Origin of the sequence: Cellulosimicrobium marinum, from assembly GCF_020551945.1 — a bacterium.
Lineage (GTDB): Bacteria > Actinomycetota > Actinomycetes > Actinomycetales > Cellulomonadaceae > Cellulosimicrobium > Cellulosimicrobium marinum.
In genome coordinates this window covers 752,250-771,774 of sequence record NZ_JAJBZH010000001.1, presented here as the reverse complement: position 1 = coordinate 771,774, position 19,525 = coordinate 752,250, and the positions used below count along the sequence as shown (strand labels likewise).

The following is a 19,525-nucleotide window of genomic DNA, read 5'->3' as shown; positions in this document are numbered from 1 at the left end:
GACCGGCGTCACGATGCTAGGGTGCGCAGCATGCACAGCGCCGACGCTGTCGACCTCGACCTCCTCCTCGCGCTCGCCGACGACCCGCGGGCGACGACCGTCGCCCTCGCGGACCGGCTGCGGATCTCCCGGAACACCGTCGCCGCACGGCTCGCGCGCCTCGAGGCGGAGGGGGCGTTCCTCGCGCTCGACCGCCGCATCGACCCGCACGTGCTCGACCACCCGCTCACCGCGTTCGTCGAGGTGCAGGTGCGGCAGAAGGAGCTCGCCCGCATCGTCGAGGACGTCGCGCGCATCCCCGAGGTCGTGCAGGCCCACGGGCGCAGCGGCACGGCGGACCTGCGCGTCACCGTGGCGTGCCGCGACACCGACCACCTGTTCCGCATCGACGCGGCGATCCTCGCGATCGACGGCGTCGAGCGCACCGAGACGTCGCTGTCGATGGGCGAGCTCATCCCCTACCGGCTGCGACCGCTCATCGAGAAGCAGCGCCGGGCCCGGTAGTCGCCGCCGACCCCCGGTCAGCGCAGGTCGCGCACGTACGCCGCCGCGCCGCCGAACGCGGAGATCCGTCGCTCGTAGTACGTCGCGATGATGAGCAGCAGACCGCCCGCGGCGGCGAGCGTGAGCATCCACGGCCCCGCCGAGATGCGCGTCCCGAGCTGGGACACGAACACGACGAGGATCTCCACCGGGAGTACCGCCACGCCGAGCAGGAACGGCGCGGCGAGGTGCTTGCGGGTGCCGATCAGGACGGCGGCGAGCGCGAGCACGACGACGAGCATCGCGCGCCAGGTCCGCGCGTCGGTGTACGTGGCGAGGACCGACGGGCCGAGGGTCGCGAGGATGCCCGGCGCGAGCAGCGCCCACGAACCGACCCGCCCGAGCGGCCACGGGCCGGGCCGCAGCCCGCTACCCGGCCCGGTAGCCGACCCCGGCCGGGGCGCGTCGTGGCCCGCCGGAGGTGTCGCGCCGGTGGTCGCCGGGTGGGCGACGAGCGCGAGGTAGCCCGCGAGGACCAGCCCCGCGCCGAGCGGCAGGGAGAACACCTCGACGCGCAGCTCGCGCGGGGACCACGCGCCGATCGCGGCGACGAGCGCGAGGAGCCACGTGAACCAGGCGGGCGGCAGGTCGGCCACGCCGCGCAGCGCGCGACGCACCCAGAGGACCAGGAGCACGAGGAGCGCGACCTCGAGGGCCCACACCGTCGCGATCGCTCCCCACACGGGCCGCACGCCGACGACGACCCCCACGACGACGAGCACGAGCGCCGGTGCCAGCGCCCAGCGGTGCAGCCCGGGGCGCCACCGCGGGGTCGCGGTCCGTTGCGCGAGGAGCCCGGCGCCCCCGGCCACCGCACCACCGGCGAAGGACCATGCCGCCCCGAGGGCGAAGACGGCACCGCCGCCGGGAAGGCCGGCGACGTGGACGGCCTCGACCGTCCCGGCCGCCCCGGCGAGGACGGCGAGGACGGCGAGGCGCAGCACGACGACGCGCGCCGTGGCGGGCGGGACGGGGAGCGACCGGGCGGCGAGCGCCGCGAGGAGGACGGTCGCGCCCGCCGTGCTCACGAGGAGCGTGGCCCGCACGTCACCGGCACGGTCGGTCGCGGCGAGCACGAGCAGCGAGGGCGCGACGAGGAGCACGGCGCCCGCCGTCGCGAGGTCGAGGGCGCGGCGCACCCTCGCCGCGCGACGCACGAGCAGCGTCCCGACGAGCACCGCGGCGAGAGCGGGCGGTGCCGTGTACGCCTCGACGACGCCGACGCCCGCAGCGCCGAGCGCCGTCCACGTGGCGACCGTGGCGAGGGAGGCCGTGAGCCACCACGCGGCGCGACGGTCGGGGTTGCGGGCGACGACGCCCGCGCCCGCGGCGAGGAGGAGCAGGACGGCCACGGCGACCTCGGGCCCGGCCGCAGGCCGCCCGTAGGCGAGCCCGACGGCGATCGCCCCGGTGACGGCGGCGCTCGTCTCGAGCACGACCCGGACGGGCCCGGGAGCCGTCGCGGCGCGCGTGCCGACGGCCTCCCCGACGCCCCGGGCCGACGCCGCGACGGCCGCCACGAGCGCGGCGACCACCGGCAGGACGACGGGCGACCCGCTGCCGGGGACGAGCATCGCCCCGGCGCTCACGACGGCGACGGCCGCGGTGGGCAGCGCGAGCCCGGCCGCGAGGACGCGCAGCGCCGGGACCGCACCCGCACGACGGGTCAGCACGAGGACCGCCTCGAGCCCGATCATCGCGGCGCACGCCACGACGGACCACCAGCTCCGTTCCACGACGACGGTCGCGACGCCGAGCGCGAACGGCAGGGCCGTGACCCCGAGGACGGCCCACCAGGTCGTGGTCCCGACGCGTCGGGCGAGGGTCACGACGAGCGCGGTCAGGGCCGCGACCGTGGCGACGGTGCACGACGCCGCGACGCCCGTGAACCCGGCCCAGCCGAGCCCGACGCCGAGCACGACGAGCGCGTACCCGTACGCGACACCGACGAGCGGTGCGTGCGCGGCGCGCGGCACGGCGGCCCGCGCGGCGAGCAGGAGACCGCCGACGGCGACGCCGCCGAGCAGGGCGGTGGGCCGCGACGTCCACGACCCGGCGAGGACGAGACCGGTCGCGACGAACGTGCCGGTGACCGCGGCCGCCCGCCAGGGCACGAAACCGGACCCCGCCGCGGCGCGCGCGACGGGGCCCCGGGTCGCGCCGACCAGGGCCGCGACGGCGAGCACGACGAGGAGGACGAGCGAGGTGACGCCGGCGAGCCGCGGGTCGAGCACGAGCCCGAGCAGCAGGGCGAGGGTGAGCCAGGGCGCGGCGCCCCGTCCGACGGCGCGCACGACCCCGAGTCGCGTCCGCCCCGCCACCACCGAGGCCGCGACCAGCACGACGAGGCCGAGGTGCACGGCCGTGACGGCGCTCGGCGGGGAACCGACGCCGCCGACCGGCAGGGCCCACGCGGCCCCGGTGCCGAGCGGGGCCGGGCCGAGGGTCGCCGTCGTGCCCGTGAGGGACCCGGCGAGCACGTCGAGGACGCGCGCCGCGAGGCCGGACACGGCGGGCAGACCGAGCACGCCGAGGACGGCCAGGCCGCCCAGCACGAGGTCGGTGCGGGTCCGGGCCGCGAGCGGCGCCCCGCGACGGAGCGCCACCACGGCGCGCGGTCCGCTCAGGCCGACGACCGCGGCCCAGGCGAGCAGCGCTCCCGCCGGGACGAGCGCGACCCACCACGCGCTCGCCGTGGCGCCGGCGAGCCCGCCCGCGAGGACGGCGGTGACGCCGGTCGCCGCGACCCAGGGCCGCTCGTGCGTGACGACGCGCAGCGTCGCGGCGGTCACGGCGCACGCGAGGAGGAGGCCGGCCGCGACGACCCGCGTGTCGGTCCCGGGCGAGGGCGCGCCGAGCGCGACGACCACCGCGACGGGGAGCAGGACCGCACGCCACACCACGGCGGCGGCACGCTCGCGGGCGAGCTCGCGCCCGACCCGGGGTGCGGCCCGCCGGGCGACGGCGTCGCCCAGGCACGTGGTGAGCGCCGCCGCCAGCAGACCGAGCGTCCACGACCACGCGCGCCCGCCCGCGGCCCCCGCGAGGAGGGGCACCACGGGGGCGAGCACGACGGCGGCCGCCACCCAGGCACGCACGCGCGCCCGGTCCCCGGCGACGCCGAGCAGGACGAGGACCACGCCGAGGGTGACCGAACGGGCGAGCACCGGGTCGGCCCCGGCGAGCAGACCCGCCTGCAGCGCGAGCTCGGCGTCGACCAGGGCGAGGACCACGGCGAGGGCGGCGACCGCCTCGGCGGACGACCTCAGCCCGGCGCGACGCAGCCCGACCGCCGCCGCGACCGTGAGGACGGTGACGACGCCCGTGGCGACCGCCCGCAGCGCGAGCGCGTCCCCGAAGGTGAAGAAGACGAAGACCACGACGGCGACGGCGAGCAGGCCGGCGCCCGCGGCGGCGAGGACCGGCTGCAGCCCGACGCTCGGGGCGGGCACCGCGGTCCCGGTCCCGGTCCCGGCCGCGCTCCGAGCGGGCGCTGCGACCCCGGTCGCGCTCCGGGCAGGGCCGACGGGTCGCGGCGGCGGACCGGGGCGGTACGCACCGGGGTGCGGCGGAGGAAGGTGCGGTGGGCGCGGTTGCAGCGGACGGGGGTGGGCCGGACGAGGGGGCGGCGGAGCGGCGGCCCACGCCGCGGCGTCGGGCTGCGCGGCGCGGAGCGCGTCGAGGGCCTGCTGTCGGCGGGCCAGGGCCTCGACGGCGTCGGTCGACGCGTCGGCGACCTCGAACGCGAGCGGACCGGTGAGGTCCAGCCGGCACCGGTCGCACCGGGTCGAGCGCAGTGGCGCGGCGCACGCGGGGCACGAACGGGTGTCGGGCAGCCGCACCAGTGCGGCGTCGACCCACGGCTCTCTCATGCGGCACATCCTGGCGGAGACCGGCGCGCGGCGGGCCGGTGTCCACAGGGGGTCGCGTGGCGGTCCCGTGAAGGGTCCGGCGTGGCTCACGGACCGGGGCGCGACGGGACCTCCACCGTGCCGACGAGGACGGGCGCCGCGGCCGTCGCGCCGGGGACGGTCACGGCGGCGATGGCCGTGGTCGCGGGGATGGCGAGCACGAGCCCGATGGACCCGACGAGGGTGCGCACGACCTCCTCGGCGATCTCCCCGGACGTGAGGCTCGTCGCGATGCCCTGGTCGGAGAGGTAGACGGCCATGAGCAGCGGCAGCGCCGCGCCGACGTAGGCGAACGCGATCGTGTAGACCGTCGACGCGATGTGGTCGCGGCCGATGCGCATGGCCCGCGTGAAGAGCTCGAACCGGCTCGCGTGCGGCGCGACGGCGCGCAGCTCCCACACGGCGGAGGCCTGCGTGATGGTGACGTCGTTGAGCACGCCCATCCCGGCGAGGACGATGCCGCACAGCACGACGCCCTGGATGTCGAGCGCGGGCGCGTACTGCGGGATCCACAGCGACTCCTCGGACGTCAGGCCCGTGATGTTCGACGCCCCGGACCCCCACGACCCGAGCAGCGCCGTGAGGGCGAGGCCGATGAGGGTGCCGAGCAGCGCCGTCGACGTCCGGGCGGAGAAGCCGTGCGCGACGTACAGCACGACGAACATGACGAGCGAGGACGTGACGAGCGCGACGCCGAGCGCGTCCTGGCCGGTGAGCAACGCGGGGAGCGTGAACCACCCGATGACGGCGAACGCCCCGGCGAGGCCCGCGAGCGCCGCGAGGCCGCGCCACCGCGCGACCGCGAGCACGACGAGCGCGTACGCCGCCGCGAGGATCCCGATGGGCAGACCGCGCTCGAAGTCGAGGAACACGTAGGGGGTGCCGCCGCCCGCCTCGGCGCCCTCGATGTAGAGCACGCGCAGGCGGTCGCCGGTCTCGAACCCGAACGCGACGTACTCCGGCGGCGCCTGGACGGTGATCTCGTCGCCGCCGACGTCCTCGCCGCCCGCGCGCGACCCGTCGTCGAGCCGTGCGGGCACCGACGACGTCGCCTCGTCGACGGGCCCGGTGACGGTCCCGCGGAGGATCGTGCTGCCCTCGGCGGCGACGGGGATGCGGTCGGGGACGTCGTCCGCGGCCGGCCACAGCGCGACGAGCCCGGCGAGCGTGCCGAGCAGGAGCGGGACGAGCAGCGCCGCGAGCGTGAGGCGCACGCGGCGCGTCGTCGGGGCGGCGGGGCCGTGCGCGTGCCCGTGGACGGGGCCGGGCCCGCTGCGGCGGGCCATGTCACGAGCCTCGCGCCGGGTGGTCGGTTCGGTCACCGGACGATGCTGCCACGGTGACGGGTGCGCGCGGACGACCCCGCGCCGTCGGTCACTCCGGGGGCGTGACGAGCCCGCGCCGCACACCGGCGACGAGGCGGCGCGGCACGGTGACCTCGCGGCCGTCGACGACGACGGTCACGAGCGGGGGCACCTGGGCCTTCCACTGCGAGCGACGGGCGCGGGTGTTGGAGCGGGAGAGCTTGCGCTTGGGCACGGCCACGGGTGGTCCTTCCGGAGGGGTCGGAGGACAGCCTAGGCAGAACGAGAACGGTTATCAAGATGGGAGACCGTCGAGCGATAGCATCCCCTCGCCGCGCGCCCGCGCGACGCCGCCGTCCGGACGCACCGCGCCCCACGCACCCGAGGAGCCACCATGGCCACCGTCGACTACTTCCTCTCCGGCGACCACGACGCCGCCCGCCACGAGCTCGCCGCCGCGCTGCACGACCAGGGCTTCGCGATCGCGACCGGCGCGGACGGCCGCTGGACGGTCTCGCGCGGCAGCAAGACGCGGACGTTCTGGCTCGGCGCGTTCGCCGGCAAGCACCAGCACATGGAGTTCACCGTGACGTTCATGCAGCACGGCGACTCCCTCGTCGCCCGGGTGCAGCGCGACACGGGCCACGGCGCGATGGCGGGCGCCGTCGGCGTCTCGCGGTCGAACACGGTGTTCGCCGAGGTCGACCAGGCCGTCGGCACGCGGCTCACCCAGGCCGGGATCCTCGCGGACGTCGTGCACGCCTGAACACTCGGGACAGCACCACGAGCCCTGCCAGGACGACGAAGGCCCGGACCCTCATGGGTCCGGGCCTTCGGCACGCCGACCGGCCGAGAGGGCGCGGTCAGCGGGACGTCACTTGGCGACGGCCTTCTTGAGCAGGCTGCCGGCGCTGATCTTCACGCCGTAACCGGCCGGGATCGAGATCTCCTCACCCGTGCGGGGGTTGCGGCCCGTACGGGCGGCACGCTCGACGCGCTCGACGGACAGGAGGCCCGTGACCTTGACGGCCTCGCCCTTGCCCAGCGACTCGACGAGGACCTCCTGGAACGCGTTGAGGGCGCTCTCGGCGTCGGCCTTGGTCAGGCCGGACTTGCTGGCGATGGCCGAGACGAGCTCGGACTTGTTGAGCGACATGCGGATCCCTTCTTCGGTTCACGACGCCCGGTGGTCACCGCACGTCGTCACGGTCTCAGTGTGCCAGCCGCGAGGCCGTGCACCGGGGACAACACTAGGGAACACGCGGAGTTTCGCGCGACCTGACGCGGCGCGTCACTCGTCGGCGTGCTCGTGGTCGTGCTCCTCGCCCTCGTGGGCGTGCTCCTCGTCCGCGTGCTCCTCGTCCGCGTGCTCCTCGTCCTCGTGGGCGTGCTCGTCCTCGCCGTGCTCGTCCTCGCCGTGCTCGACGTCACCGGACACGCCGTTGATCTCGTTGGGCTCCACCTCGAGCTCGACGGAGTTCCACACCTCGCCCGTCTCGACGTCCACGGCGTGGATCGCCCGGTTCGCGGGGTCGGTCACGTAGGCCGAGCCGTCGAGCATGAAGATCGCGGGGCGCGGCGACTGCCACTCCTCGGGCTCCTCCCACGCGTCGATCACCGGGATCGACCGGACGAGCTCCTTCGTCGCCGGGTCGATGACGTGGATCTGGCCGTCCGTGCCGAGCACGAGGCCCTCGCCCTCGGCACCGCGCGCGAGCGAGCGGAACGTGTACGACGACGGGAGGTCGACGAGGGTGAGCTCGCCGGTCGCGGTGTCGGTGAGGGAGACGCGCGTCGGGCGCTCGAGCTCGGCGTCGGGGTCCGACTTGTAGTCGCCGAGGACGACCGTGGACTCCTCGCTGCCGGCCTGGTTGCCGATGCGGCCGTAGGCGTCGGGGCTCGCGACCTTGGTGATCGCGCCGTCCTTGACGATCAGGACGCCGTCCTCGCAGCCGACGAGGACGGCCTCGTCGGCGGCCACGGCCTCGCCGTGCACGCCGGGGCACTCGTCCGAGGAGGCGGTCTCGGTGCCGTCCGCGTCGAGCACCCGGATGCCGGTCCGCGCGTCCTCCGTGCCCTCCGAGACGACGAGCGTGCCGTCGGACAGCTCGACGGCGACGCCGTGGTGCGCCTCGGGGGTGGTGAGCTCGCGCGTCTCGGCGGCGTCGTCGGCGACCGCGGACGAGTCGAGGACCGTCACCTGGCCCGTGCCGTCGTCGAACAGCGCGGTGCGGCCGCCGTGCACGACGACGTGGCCGGGCTTCTCGGCGTCGACCACCACGTCCGTGAGCTGCGGGGCGGCCGTGTAGTAGTGGTCGTGGTCGCCGTGCGGCTCGGCCCAGGCGCCCGCGTCGAGCACCTGGAACCCGCCGGTGGTGGAGACGTAGAGGTGACGACCGTCGCCTGCGCCGTTGAGCCGGTTGAAACCGTCGAGCTCGAGCTCGCCGACGACCTCCAGCGTCTGGGCGTCGAGCACCTGGATGCCGCCGTCGTAGGTGACGGCGAGGCGCGGGCTGCGCGCGGCCGCCTCGGTCGGTTCGGTGGGCGCGGCCTCGGTCGTGGTCTCGCTCGCCGACGGTTCGGCGGCCTGGTCGCCGCCCGAGCAGGCCGCGAGGAGCGCGAGCGGGAGGACGAGGCCCACGGCCGCGAGCGGCCGACGGGTGCGGGTGGTGTGGCGCATGCGTGGTCGGGCCCCGCGCAGGGCGCGGCGGAGCCCACTCCTTTCGGGGGGACGGGTGCCTGAGAAGGCGACTCGTTCTCGACAGTAACAGAACTTGGAATCATTCTCATTCTCGCCACTGCGCCCACGCGTGCGCGGCCACGACCACGGCGAGGAGCACCGAGCCGCCCCCGAGGACGCTGACGAGGGACCGCTGCCGCCGGTCACCACCCGGGGTACGGCACCGTCTCCGGCACACCCTCGGCGGACGTCACGACCGGGAACGCGGCCGGTTCGAGCCGGAGCGCGCCCGCGACCAGGACCCGGACGGCCGCCCGACCGGGGCCGAGCACCGGCGGCGCGATGTCGACGCGGACGGCCTCGCCGGGGTCGGCGGCCTCGTCGGGGCGAGCCGCGTCGCCGGCCGGCAGGGCCACGCCTGCGGGAACCCGCGGGCCACGGCCGAGCCGGGTCTCCAGGTGCTCGACGACGCGCGGGTCCAGGCCGACCTGGACGTGCACGAGCGGGTCGAGCGCGCGGGGCCGGACCCGTCCGCCCGCGACGTCGTCCAGGAGCGGCACGTCGTCGAGGTGGTCCCGGGACGGGCGGTGGTCGAGCAGCCCGGCGACGACACCGAGACCACGGTCCACCGCGTTCCTGATGCGGCTGTCCGCGCGCGCGAGGTCGCGGGCCGAGGTGAGCTGGACGAGGGCGTCGGCGGCCGCGCGTCGGGCCACGTCCACGGCCCCGCGGTGCTCGCCCGCAGGACCTGCTGCATGTTCGGCAAGAGGACCGGCAGCGTGGCCCAGCCCGCGCAGCCCGCGGACGGTGTCCCGCACGACGGCCAGGACGACGTCCCAGCCGGGCGGCCCGGGGAGCCGGTGGAGCGCGAGCTCGACGGTCGCGTCGTCCCACAGCCGGAGCAGCGCGTCCGGCACGGCGATCTCCGCGGGCGGCGGGGCGTCGGCGCGGCGCCACCACCGGGCGACGGCGTCGTGCGAGACCACGTGGCCGAGCGCCCGGTGCACGGCCTCGTCGCGCGTGGTCGCGGCCGCGGCCCCTGCGAGGTTGTGGAAGGCCGAGGGCGGCTGGTCCGCGACGACGCCGTGCACCGTGTGCGCGAACCGGAGCGGCACCCACGTCGGGGCGTCGTCCCGCACCCGGTGCCCGCGCACCCACGCGAGCGGCCGCGCCGGGTCGAGCGCGACGAGGGGTGACCGGGGGTCGGCGACGACCGCGGGGTCGACGACGGCGAGCCGCTCCGGCGCGACGAACCGCTCACCCGCCCCGGCCAGGTCCGCGACCGACGCCGTGCGCACCGGCGCCGCGCCCGTCCACGGCCCGCCCAGGTGGGCGACCGCCGCGTCGAGCGCCGCGTCGTGGACGAGCCGCCCGGCGTCGTCGTCCGGCCCGACGAGGACGCCCGTCTGCGCGAGGCGGTCGGCCTGCCAGGTCGGCCAGCCGAGCTCGGTGCGCGGCAGCACGGCCTGGACGTGCCGGAACGCCGTGGGCAGTCCGAGGTCGTGCGGGCGGACGAGGACCGCACGGGCGACGCCGCTGACCGGGTCGACGTCGGGCCACGGCGCGACCGCGTGGAGCGACGTGCGACCGTCCGCGCACCGCACCACGGACCCGGGCGCCACGGTCCGGGAGGCCGCGAGCGCCGTCGCGCGGTCCGGGTCCGGCCGCACCTGCAGGCCGAGGTCCGGTCCGAGGTCCGGTCCGAGATCGAGGGCGCGGGCGTCCCAAGCCTGCGCGGTGGCGGCGTCGGGCGCGCCGGTCCGCACGACCCGGCGCGCCAGGTCGGCGTCGGCGGCGCGGCACGCGTACCACGCCCCGCCCCACCACCACACGGTCTCCTCGGAGGGCTCGTCCGGCGGCCACGTCGCGAGGGGGCCGAGGCGGCCCTCGAGGGCCGCGCGCACGTCGTCGCGCACGCCGTCGTCGCCGAGCCGCGCGGCGGACACCGCGACGCGCACGACCCGCTCCCCCACGGTGACGACGAGGCCGTCGCCGAGCGCCGCGACGTGCGCGTGGCGGCTCACGCGTGCGGGAGGGGGAAGACGTTGAGCTCGTCCTCGGCGAGGGCGCGCTCGCGCCAGCCGAGCTCGACCGCGAGGTCCTGCACGCGGCCCTTGCCGAGGAACGGGAACGCGGCGGGCGCGTTGCCGACGGTGCCGGGCACGACGACGCGCACGACGCGCAGCCCGGTGGCCGCGACGTCGGCCGAGGTGATGTCGACGACGACCACCTCGTGACCGAGCGCGTGGACCCGGTCGAGGTAGTGCTCCAGGGAGCGGGCGGGCAGGGACGGGACGTCGTCGAGGGTCCGGCGGACGGGGGTGTCGACGATCGGCCGGACGCGGTCGAGGGAGCGCGGGTCGAGGTGCACCTGCTGCTGCACCATGAGGTCGTCGCAGTCGTGCATGTCGGCGCGGAAGTCGTCGAGGTAGCGGCGGTCCGCACGCCACGGCTTGAAGGACCGGCCGTTGAGGGCGCCGCGGCGCATCGCGCCCCAGTGCCGGCCGTCGCGCGCGAGCAGGTCGCGCGACCCCTCCTGCAGGGTGAGCGACTCCGTCCAGGCCTTGAGCGCGGCCGAGCGCAGGTCGGCACGCGCGGAGAAGCCGATGTTGAGCAGGTCGTCGTGGTCGTTCCACAGGACTCCCGCGGCGACGGGGATGCCGAACTCGTTGTCGAGCGCGACGAGGCCGGGGCGCTGGCCGTGCCCGCGCACGTCGTCCCACAGCGCGGAGAGCTCCGGGCCGGGGTCGACGGCGTCGAGCGGCTGCCCGTTGAGCCACCACACCATCGTGGCGTGCCGCTCGACGACCTCCTCGAGCGCGCTCGTCACCGCGTACTCCCACGTCGGGCCGGCCGCGATGCCCGCGAACGGGCAGAAGTTCGTCACGGGCGCGGCGGAGTAGCCCGCCGTGAACCAGTTGACGTAGACGAGCGAGGCCGGGACCCAGACCGGTTCGTCGTGCGTGAGGGACCGGCCGGGCACCCAGTGCACGGGGAGGTCGGGCGTGAGCCGGACGAACGGGAACCCGGGCGCGGCGTGCTGCGCGTCGGAGTAGAGGACGAGATCGTCGGGGTGGAGCACGCGCCCGACCGGGCGGCGGGACAGCTCCGTCCACGACCCGTGCTCGACGGGCAGCGTGTCGAGCATGTTGCCGCAGTAGCGCTCGACGGCCTCGCCGAGGGCCGCGGCGCGCGCCGACGCGGGGTCGCCGAACGCGCTGCCCTGGCACGACGTGCTGTTGGCCCACCGCGACACGCGGCGCATGGTGCACACGTCGGCCTGGACGGTCGCGAGCGACGCGGGCACCGACGGGTGGTGGGTGATGGAGCGCACCCGGGTGACGATCCCGGTGAGCGGGTCGGCGAGGTCCGACGGCGCCCGGTCGCGGTGGTGGCGGCGCGGGCCGGGCAGCGGGAGGACGGGGTGGTGCTCGACGTCGGGCGCGCCGGGGCCCGTCGCGACGACCGTGTCGCCGCCGCGCACCCGCGCGTCGCCGACGAGGAGCGCGGCGACGGTCGCGAACGCCGCCGGCAGCGCCTCGGGGTCGGCGCCACAGTCGCCGGTCAGGGATGGCGTGACGAGCGCGCGCTCGGTCTCGTCGTCGGGGCCCGCGGCGATCCGGCGCGCGAGGTAGTCCTCGTAGCTCGCTCCGACACCCGGCGTGACCCACGGCCCGGCCTCGACGCGCGAGCGCTCCAGCACGACGGGCACCCAGGGCACGCGCGCGTCGGCGCACGCCCGGTCGGCCGCGACGAACGTCGTCGCGCTGTGGCCCCGCTGCGCGACGAGCAGGACGGCGCCGCGCGCGAACGCGCGGTGCACCGCCTCGTGGAGGGCCCCGGTCGCCGTCTCGACGCGCGGGTCCGGACCCCCGAGGTCGGCGGGGTCGACCGCGGCCACGAGTGCCGCGACGACCCCCGCGTCGCCGTACAGGACCCAGCGCTCGCCGTCGGGGAGCCGGACGGGGACCTCCGCCGACGCGACGTCGGCCGGGCTCTCGTCGGCCCCGTCGGCCCTCTCGGTGCCGACGCGCTCCAGGAGCCCCGCGATCGCGCGGGCCGCCTCGGGCCACCCGTCGGGGAGGGCGACGGAGGCGCGCTCCGGGTGCGCGGCGGCGTCGAGCAGGCGCAGCGCGTCGCCCGCGCTCGTCCCGAGCGTGAAGTGGCGCGAGCCGGGCGTCGTGAGCAGGGTGCGCCCGCCGGGCAGCGGGCGCAGCTCGACCGCGGTCCGGACGGGCGTGGGGGTGGTGGTCGTCATGGCGGCCCCTCCGGGCGGTCGGTGGTGCGGGTCGGGTGGACGATGGGTGGGTCGGGCTCGCCGCCGGTTGCGTCGGCGGCGAGCCCGACCCCCGTCGTCACCTGGCTCAGGCGTTCCAGGCGAAGACGGTCGTGGTGTGGCCGTGGTTGTGCGAGTTCGGCGCGAGGATCGCGTCCTCCTCGACCTGCGCGACGACCTCCGTGATCTCGATCGACATGTGATTCACCCCCTCTGCGGCTGTGGTGCGTCCGCGTCCCCGGTCGGGGTCGCGGTCTCCTCGCTGACCAGACGCCGGTACTCCGGCGACGTGGCCAGCAGGTCTTCGTGCGTGCCGTCGGCGACGACACGGCCGTCGTCGAGCAGGACGACGCGGTCGGCGGCACGGATGGTCGAGACGCGGTGCGCGACGACGAGCGTGGTGCGCCCGGGCCGCGTGCGCCGCAGCGACGCGTTGAGCTCGGCCTCGGCGAGCGCGTCGAGGTGGGCGACGGGCTCGTCGAGGACGAGGACGGCCGGGTCGAGCAGCAGCGCACGGGCGATGGCGAGGCGCTGGAGCTGGCCGCCGGACAGGGTGCCGCCGCCCTCCCCGAGCGGCGCGTCGAGGCCGCCGTCGAGCGTGTCGACGAGGTCGCCGAGGGCCGCGTCCCGCAGGGCGCGCAGGACGTCGTCGTCGCTCGCCGTCGGGCGTGCGAGGAGCAGGTTCTCGCGCAGGGTGGCGCGCATCGCGTACGACGTCTGGGGCACGAGGACGACCCGCTCGCGCACGCGGTCGGCCGGGACGGTCCGCAGGTCGCGCCCACCGACCCGCACGACGCCCGCGTCGGCCTCGGCAAACCGCACGAGCAGGTGCACGAGCGTCGACTTCCCCGCGCCGCTCGCGCCGACGAGCGCGACGGTCTGGCCCTGCGGGACGCGCAGGTCGACGTCGTGCAGCACCTCCCGGTCGCCGTACCCCGCGCGGACCCCCACGAGCTCGACGTCGCCCGCGCCGTCGAACGGCTCCGACGTGGCCGCGGAGTCGTCGACGGGCGACGGCGCGCGGCTCACGTCGTCGACGCGGCGGGCCGCGGCGGCCATCTCGCCGAGCCGCTGCCACATCGCGTACACGCCCGTGACGGGTGCGAAGGTGTGGAGCACGAGCACGACGGCGACGGGCACCACGACGGGGTCGAGGGACCCGTCGCGCACGCGCGCGCCGAGCAGCGCGAGCATCCCGACGTTGACCGACGCCATGACGAGGTCCGCGAGCGCCGACTCGGCCCCGGCGCGCACCGTGAACGTGAGCCGTGCGCGCTGCAGGGCGGCGGTGCGCTCCAGCACGACGTCGGACTGGCGTCCGGCCGCGCCGAGGGTGAGGAGGTCGCGCAGGCCCTGTGCGCCCTCGAGCGTGTCGGCCTTGAGCGCCGACAGCTCGGCACGCACGCGCTCCCCCTGACGCGCCTGCACGGGGCCGAGGAACCACAGCGGCACGAGGAGCACGACGAGGCCCGCGGCGGGGAGCAGCCCGGCCGGGCCCGTGAGGGCGACGGCGGTCCCGACCATGGCCAGCGGGCTGAGCAGCGCCGCGACGGACGCGCCCGCCGTGTGGGCGTAGAACCACTCGAGCTGCTCGACGTCGTTGATCGCCGCGCCCGCGACCTCGCCGGTGCGGCGGCCGGCGAGCCCGCCGGGGGCGATGCGGCCGATCGCGGCGTGCAGCGCGAGGCGCATGGTCGACAGCACGCGGTAGGCGAGCACGTGGGACCACCAGGACTCGAGCCAGGTGAGCACCCCGAGGCCCGTGACGGCGATCGCGAGCAGGACGAGCCAGAGCGTCACGCAGTCGAGGTGGTCGGCGGCGATCCGCGCCGTCGTCCACGCGGTGAGCACGGAGACCGTGGCGGCGCAGAGCTGCATCGCGACGAGCAGGGCGACGGACGCGACGAACAGGGCCCGCTGGCCGGACAGCAGGTGCCGCAGGCGCAGCACCTCGGCGACGAGCGCGCGCGACGTCGTCGCGGTCGTGCCGGTCGTCGCGGTGGTGCCGGTCGTGGCGCTCATGCGTCCACCGCCACGGATCGCTCCTGGTGCCGGGACATCGCGGCGTAGCGCCCTCCCGCGGCGAGCAGGGTGTCGTGGTCGCCCACCTCGGCGACCCGGCCGTCGGCGAGCACGACGATCGTCGGCACGTCCCGCACCGCGGCGAGCCGGTGCGCGACGACGAGGCGCGTCTGGGCGGGGCGGGCGGCGGCGAGCGCGTCGAGCAGGGTGCGTTCGCCGCGCACGTCGAGGGCGGACGTCGCCTCGTCGAGCACGAGGACGGGCGTGCGGCGCACGAGCTGGCGCGCGACGGCGACGCGCTGGCGCTGCCCCCCGGACAGCAGCGCGCCGCGCTCCCCGACCGACCGGTCGAGGGCGGCGAGCGCGTCCCCGTCGCCGAGCTGGTCGAGGCCCGTGACGGCCACCGCCTCGGCGAGGTCCGCGTCCGACGCGTCGGGGGCGCCGTCGAGCAGGTTGGAGCGCAGCGTGCCGTGGAACAGCACGGGCGTCTGGGGCACGAGGCCGACGGCGCGCACGCACGTCGCCGGGTCGAGGTCGGCGGTCGCGACGCCGCCCACGCGCACGGTCCCCGCGTCCGGGAGCGCGAACCGGGCCAGGAGCGCCGCGACGGTCGACTTGCCGGACCCGCTCGGTCCCACGAGCGCCACGGTCGACCCGGCGGGGACGTGGAGGCAGACGCCGTCGAGGGCGGGACGGGCGGCGTCGGGGTAGGTGTAGCGGACGTCGTCGAGCTCCACGGCGAGGCCGGGCGCGTCGGGCAGCGTCGCGGGACGCGCGGGCGCCGGGACCGCGGGCTGGTCCAGGACGGTGAGGACCTGCTGCCCGGCGAACACCCCGAGGTACCCGGCGTGCCAGTGGGCGGACAGCTCGCGGAACGGGCGGAACAGCTCGAACGTGAGGAGGCTGACGACGAACACGTCCGTGGGGTCGAGCGCCCCCGAGCGGATCCGGGCGAGGCTCACGACGACGGCGACGAGCGGGCCGAGCACGAGCGCGAACGCCGAGATGCCGGACTCCACGAGCGAGACCTTGAGCTGCGTCATGGTCCGCGCGAGCAGGCTCCGGGACGCGTCGCCGAGCGCGGCCTGACGCCGCTCGACCGCACCGATCGCCTTGAGCGTCGTCATCGCCCGCAGGGAGTCGACGAACTCGGCGTGCAGGCCCGAGTAGGCCTCCCAGTGGGACCGGCCGCGCTGCGCGAGCACGGCGTCCCACGCCCGCGGGAGCAGGGGGACCGCGACCGCGCACGCGCCGACCGCGGCGGCGACCACCGGGTCGACGACGGCCAGGATCGCGACGACGACGACCGTGTTCGCCGCGACGATCCCGACCTGCGGCACGTACCGGCTGAAGTACGGGTCGAGGTTCTCCACGCCGTCGACGAGGAGCGACTGCACGTGCCCGGTGCGTTCGCGGGCGAGCGGCACGGGCCCCCGCGCGGCGAGCCGGTCGAGGACCCGGGCGCGCAGGTCGGACTTCACGCGCGTCATCGCGAGGACCGACAGGCGCTCGCGGGCGATCGCGACGCCGGGCCGCACGAGGAGCAGCACGACGAGCAGCGCGAGCCACGGCCCGGTCTCGCCGACCGGGTCGGCGAAGAGCGCGACGAAGATCCGCGACGTCGCGTACGCCTGCGCGAGCAGGAGGAACGAGACGAGCAGGCCGAGGAGGAACGGCCCGACCAGCGTCCGGCGGAGCGGACCCAGCAGGCCGAGCAGGCGGAGGTGGACGGAGTCGGGCCTCATCGTCGTGCGCTCTCGGACATGGTCACGGACCCTAACCAAGAACGGTTATCATTCGCAACCATGACGACCGAAGTCACCCGGATTGCGCGCACCGGACATCGCGGACCAGGGGCGTCCGCGCTCGTGCTCGGCGCCTTCGCCGTCGGGCTCGCCGCCACGGCGGTCCTCAGCGTCGGCGTCGGCTCCGTCGCCGTCGCGCCCGAGCGCGTGCTCGCCGTCGTCGCCCACCACCTCGGCGTCGGCGCCACCGACCCCTGGTGGAGCGCGTCCGAGGACAACATCGTCTGGCTCCTGCGCGCCCCGCGAGTCCTCACCGGCATCGCCGTCGGCGCCGCGCTGTCCGTCGCCGGGGCGGTCATCCAGGCCCTCGTGCGCAACCCGCTCGCCGACCCCTACCTGCTCGGCATCTCCTCCGGCGCCACCGCGGGCGCGGCGGCCCACATCCTCTTCGGGCTCGCCGCCGTCACCGGCGCGACGGCGCTCGCCGGCAGCGCGTTCCTCGGCGCCGTCGTCGCGATCGTGCTCGTCTTCGCCGTCGCCCGGATCGGCGGTCGCCTCGTCCCGTCCCGCCTCGTGTTCGCCGGGATCGCCGTCGGCCTCGCGCTCGGCGCGCTCACCAACCTCATGGTGTTCTTCGCCGACTCGCGCGACGGCGTCCGCGCCGTCCTGTTCTGGACCCTCGGGTCGCTCGGCCAGAGCCGCTGGGACGTCCTCGGCCCGGTCTGGATCGTCACCGCCGTGTCCGTCGTCGTGTTCTGGGCCTGGTCGCGCCGCCTCGACGCGATGGCGCTCGGCGACGACACCGCGCGGTCGCTCGGCACGCACCCCACGCGGTTCCGCGCCGCCGCGGCGCTGCTCGTCGCCCTCCTCGTCGCCACGGCCGTGTCCGTGTCCGGCGCGATCGGGTTCGTCGGGCTCGTCGTCCCGCACCTCGCCCGCCTGCTCGTCGGCGGGGCCCATCGCGTGCTGCTCCCGACCGCGGCGCTGCTCGGCGCCGTCGTGCTCGTCTGGGCCGACACGCTCGCGCGGTCCGTCGTCGCCCCCGCCGAGCTCCCCCTCGGCGTGCTCACCGCGCTCCTCGGGACGCCGCTGCTCGTCGTCCTCGTCCACCGCCTGTCCACCGCCTGACGGCCCGCCGTCGGACCGGCCCACCGAACCACCCACCCATCCACCGATCCCGAGAGGACCCTCATGACCACCTCCCTGCACCGCACCCCGCGCGGACGCGCCCGACGCCGCCCGGCCGTCGCGCTCGCCTCGCTGGCCGTCGGCACGCTCGCCCTCGCGGGCTGCGCGAGCGCGAGCGACGCCGGCGCTCCCGACGACGCGGAGCCGTCCGCGACGTCCGGGACCACGGACGCCGCCGCCACGACCTACCCCGTCACCGTCGAGGACTGCGGCGAGGAGGTGACGTTCGACGCCGCCCCCGGCTCCGTCCTCACCATCGGGAGCGACGCCGTCGCCCTGCTCGACGCCGCGGGCGCGGCCGACCGCGTCACGGCACGCTCCGGCGAGTTCGGGGCCGAGCTGCCCGAGGGCCTGGAGAACCCCCCGACGGACGCGACGGTCGTCGACCCCTCCGACCCGACGACCGAGCAGGTCATCGGGGCCGGGGCCGAGGTCGTCGTCGGGTACGGGTTCTTCAACGCCGACCCCGCCGCGCTCGCAGACGCCGGCATCCCCACGCTCACCGTGTCCGGCGAGTGCGGGCACGACGTCGGCACGACCCCCGAGCCCGTGACGTTCGACGTCGTCCTCGGTGACATCGAGCGCTTCGGCGCCGTGTTCGACACGCAGGCAGCCGCCGCGGCGTCGGTGGACGCGCTGCGCGAGCGCCTCGACGCCGTCGCGGCCGAGCGGCCCGACACGTCGCGCTCGGCGGCCACCGTGTACTACTTCTCGTCCAGCTCGCCCCTGAGCACCTACGGGGGCGCGGGCATCATCCAGTCGCTCATGGACGAGGCGGGACTGGAGAACGTGTACGCCGACGAGCCCGAGACGTACCTGGAGATCTCGCTCGAGTCGCTGCTCGACGCCGACCCCGAGGTGATCGTCCTCGCGTACGGCCTGCACGGAGAGTCGTTCGAGGAGGCCGAGGCCCGGTTCCTCGCCGAGCCCGGGGCGAGCGACCTCCAGGCCGTGGAGGCGGGTCGCGTCGTCGGGATCCCCGCGAACGAGACCACCGCCTCGCCGGCGTCCGTCGCCGGGCTGGAGCGGCTCCAGCAGGCCGTGGCGAACCTGGGCTGACGTGCTCCGGGCCCGGGACCTGCGGGTCCGCTACGGCCGGTCCGTCGCCCTCGCCGGGGTGGGCCTCGAGGCCCGCCCCGGCCGGGTGCTCGGGCTCATCGGCCCCAACGGGAGCGGCAAGTCGAGCCTCCTGCGCGCGTTCGTCCGCGCCGTCGACTCCACGGGGACGCTCGTCGTCGGCGACGACGACGTCCGCCGCCTCCGCACCGCGGAGCTCGCACGGCGCACCGCGCTCGTGTCGCAGCAGGAGGAGCCCGCGCTCAGCCTGAGCGTCGGCGAGCTCGTGCTGCTCGGCCGGAGCGTGCACCGCTCCGGCTGGGTGTCGTACACCGCCGAGGACCGCCGGCTCGCGGCCGAGGCGATGGATCGCACGGGCGTCACCCACCTCGCGCACCGCGGCGTCGCGGGGCTGTCCGGCGGCGAGCGCCAGCGCGTCCTCGTCGCGCGCGCCCTCGCCCAGCACAGCCCCTACCTGCTGCTCGACGAGCCGACCAACCACCTCGACGCGCGCTACCAGCACGAGGTGCTCGCGCTCGTGCGCGACCTCGGCCTCACGACCGTCGTCGTGCTGCACGACCTCAACCTCGCGGCGCGCTACTGCGACGACCTCGTCCTGCTCGACGCGGGCACGCTCGTCGCGACGGGCACGCCCGAGGAGGTGCTCGTCCCGGCGGTGCTCGAACCCGTCTACCGGGTGCGCGTCACGCCCGTGGACGTCGACGGCGTGCACCAGCTCGTGCTCGCCCTGCCGCGGGACCAGCCGCAGGTCGCCCCGGCACGCGCTCCCTGAGCGTCCC

14 protein-coding genes are annotated in these 19,525 nt (G+C 76.6%); 5 read left to right on the top strand and 9 right to left on the bottom strand.

Annotated features, from left to right (window positions below):
- The first annotated feature begins 30 nt into the window (after positions 1 to 30).
- Complete coding sequence (locus LGQ04_RS03540) at positions 31 to 504, top strand: Lrp/AsnC family transcriptional regulator (protein ID WP_229242238.1); 474 nt, start codon at positions 31 to 33, stop codon at positions 502 to 504.
- A gap of 17 nt (positions 505 to 521) precedes the next feature.
- Here the strand turns inward: LGQ04_RS03540 and LGQ04_RS03535 are convergent, their stop codons facing one another.
- From LGQ04_RS03535 to rpmF, 3 genes are all read right to left on the bottom strand, one after another.
- Positions 522 to 4,415 (bottom strand): SCO7613 C-terminal domain-containing membrane protein, encoded by a 3,894-nt coding sequence (locus tag LGQ04_RS03535; RefSeq protein WP_229242236.1) that lies wholly within the window; start codon positions 4,413 to 4,415, stop codon positions 522 to 524.
- 86 nt (positions 4,416 to 4,501) lie between these two features.
- Positions 4,502 to 5,776, bottom strand: coding sequence for a YibE/F family protein (locus LGQ04_RS03530; protein ID WP_229242235.1), 1,275 nt, complete (start codon positions 5,774 to 5,776; stop codon positions 4,502 to 4,504).
- Positions 5,777 to 5,828: 52 nt separating this feature from the next.
- Entirely contained in the window at positions 5,829 to 5,999 is a 171-nt protein-coding gene (gene rpmF / locus LGQ04_RS03525; RefSeq protein WP_229242233.1) for a 50S ribosomal protein L32, read from the bottom strand.
- Between the two features lie 153 nt (positions 6,000 to 6,152).
- Here rpmF and LGQ04_RS03520 point away from each other — a divergent pair, with 153 nt between their 5' ends.
- On the top strand, positions 6,153 to 6,524 hold the full coding sequence (locus LGQ04_RS03520; RefSeq protein WP_229242232.1) for a hypothetical protein: 372 nt from the start codon (positions 6,153 to 6,155) through the stop codon (positions 6,522 to 6,524).
- A gap of 108 nt (positions 6,525 to 6,632) precedes the next feature.
- Here the strand turns inward: LGQ04_RS03520 and LGQ04_RS03515 are convergent, their stop codons facing one another.
- From LGQ04_RS03515 to LGQ04_RS03490, 6 genes are all read right to left on the bottom strand, one after another.
- Positions 6,633 to 6,914: an HU family DNA-binding protein gene (locus LGQ04_RS03515; protein WP_229242230.1), complete on the bottom strand. Its 282-nt coding sequence runs from the start codon at positions 6,912 to 6,914 to the stop codon at positions 6,633 to 6,635.
- 135 nt (positions 6,915 to 7,049) lie between these two features.
- Complete coding sequence (gene aztD, locus LGQ04_RS03510) at positions 7,050 to 8,438, bottom strand: zinc metallochaperone AztD (protein ID WP_229242229.1); 1,389 nt, start codon at positions 8,436 to 8,438, stop codon at positions 7,050 to 7,052.
- Between the two features lie 203 nt (positions 8,439 to 8,641).
- Positions 8,642 to 10,462, bottom strand: a complete 1,821-nt coding sequence (locus tag LGQ04_RS17615) for a YcaO-like family protein (protein WP_229242227.1) — start codon at positions 10,460 to 10,462, stop codon at positions 8,642 to 8,644.
- A complete protein-coding gene (locus LGQ04_RS03500) occupies positions 10,459 to 12,696 on the bottom strand; it encodes a YcaO-like family protein (protein WP_229242224.1) in 2,238 nt (745 codons plus the stop codon). The genes LGQ04_RS17615 and LGQ04_RS03500 overlap by 4 nt, the downstream gene beginning before the upstream one ends.
- A 222-nt stretch (positions 12,697 to 12,918) precedes the next feature.
- Positions 12,919 to 14,736, bottom strand: coding sequence for an ABC transporter ATP-binding protein (locus LGQ04_RS03495; protein ID WP_229242223.1), 1,818 nt, complete (start codon positions 14,734 to 14,736; stop codon positions 12,919 to 12,921).
- Positions 14,733 to 16,481 (bottom strand): ABC transporter ATP-binding protein/permease, encoded by a 1,749-nt coding sequence (locus LGQ04_RS03490; RefSeq protein WP_229242222.1) that lies wholly within the window; start codon positions 16,479 to 16,481, stop codon positions 14,733 to 14,735. Before LGQ04_RS03490 ends, LGQ04_RS03495 begins: the two co-directional genes overlap by 4 nt.
- A gap of 60 nt (positions 16,482 to 16,541) precedes the next feature.
- On the opposite strand from LGQ04_RS03490, the gene LGQ04_RS03485 reads away from it, so the two are divergent.
- The 3 genes from LGQ04_RS03485 to LGQ04_RS03475 all read left to right on the top strand — a co-directional run bounded on the left by LGQ04_RS03485 (position 16,542) and on the right by LGQ04_RS03475 (position 19,518).
- Positions 16,542 to 17,609 carry a FecCD family ABC transporter permease gene (locus tag LGQ04_RS03485; RefSeq protein WP_229242220.1) on the top strand — a complete coding sequence of 356 codons (1,068 nt, stop codon included), beginning with the start codon at positions 16,542 to 16,544 and terminating at the stop codon, positions 17,607 to 17,609.
- Positions 17,610 to 17,672: 63 nt separating this feature from the next.
- On the top strand, positions 17,673 to 18,728 hold the full coding sequence (locus LGQ04_RS03480; RefSeq protein ID WP_267493966.1) for an ABC transporter substrate-binding protein: 1,056 nt from the start codon (positions 17,673 to 17,675) through the stop codon (positions 18,726 to 18,728).
- A 1-nt stretch (position 18,729) separates the two neighbouring features.
- Positions 18,730 to 19,518 carry an ABC transporter ATP-binding protein gene (locus LGQ04_RS03475; RefSeq protein ID WP_229242218.1) on the top strand — a complete coding sequence of 263 codons (789 nt, stop codon included), beginning with the start codon at positions 18,730 to 18,732 and terminating at the stop codon, positions 19,516 to 19,518.
- The last annotated feature ends 7 nt before the right edge of the window (positions 19,519 to 19,525 follow it).

What these genes read in the sequence shown, in the direction of transcription:
- LGQ04_RS03535 (WP_229242236.1), bottom strand. Translation starts at nt 4,415, where the DNA reads ATGAGAGAGCCGTGGGTCGACGCCGCACTGGTGCGGCTGCCCGACACC.
- LGQ04_RS03540 (WP_229242238.1), top strand. Translation starts at nt 31, where the DNA reads ATGCACAGCGCCGACGCTGTCGACCTCGACCTCCTCCTCGCGCTCGCC.
- LGQ04_RS03495 (WP_229242223.1), bottom strand. Translation starts at nt 14,736, where the DNA reads ATGAGCGCCACGACCGGCACCACCGCGACGACCGGCACGACCGCGACG.
- LGQ04_RS03520 (WP_229242232.1), top strand. Translation starts at nt 6,153, where the DNA reads ATGGCCACCGTCGACTACTTCCTCTCCGGCGACCACGACGCCGCCCGC.
- LGQ04_RS03515 (WP_229242230.1), bottom strand. Translation starts at nt 6,914, where the DNA reads ATGTCGCTCAACAAGTCCGAGCTCGTCTCGGCCATCGCCAGCAAGTCC.
- aztD (WP_229242229.1), bottom strand. Translation starts at nt 8,438, where the DNA reads ATGCGCCACACCACCCGCACCCGTCGGCCGCTCGCGGCCGTGGGCCTC.
- LGQ04_RS03490 (WP_229242222.1), bottom strand. Translation starts at nt 16,481, where the DNA reads ATGAGGCCCGACTCCGTCCACCTCCGCCTGCTCGGCCTGCTGGGTCCG.
- LGQ04_RS03500 (WP_229242224.1), bottom strand. Translation starts at nt 12,696, where the DNA reads ATGACGACCACCACCCCCACGCCCGTCCGGACCGCGGTCGAGCTGCGC.
- LGQ04_RS03485 (WP_229242220.1), top strand. Translation starts at nt 16,542, where the DNA reads ATGACGACCGAAGTCACCCGGATTGCGCGCACCGGACATCGCGGACCA.
- LGQ04_RS03480 (WP_267493966.1), top strand. Translation starts at nt 17,673, where the DNA reads ATGACCACCTCCCTGCACCGCACCCCGCGCGGACGCGCCCGACGCCGC.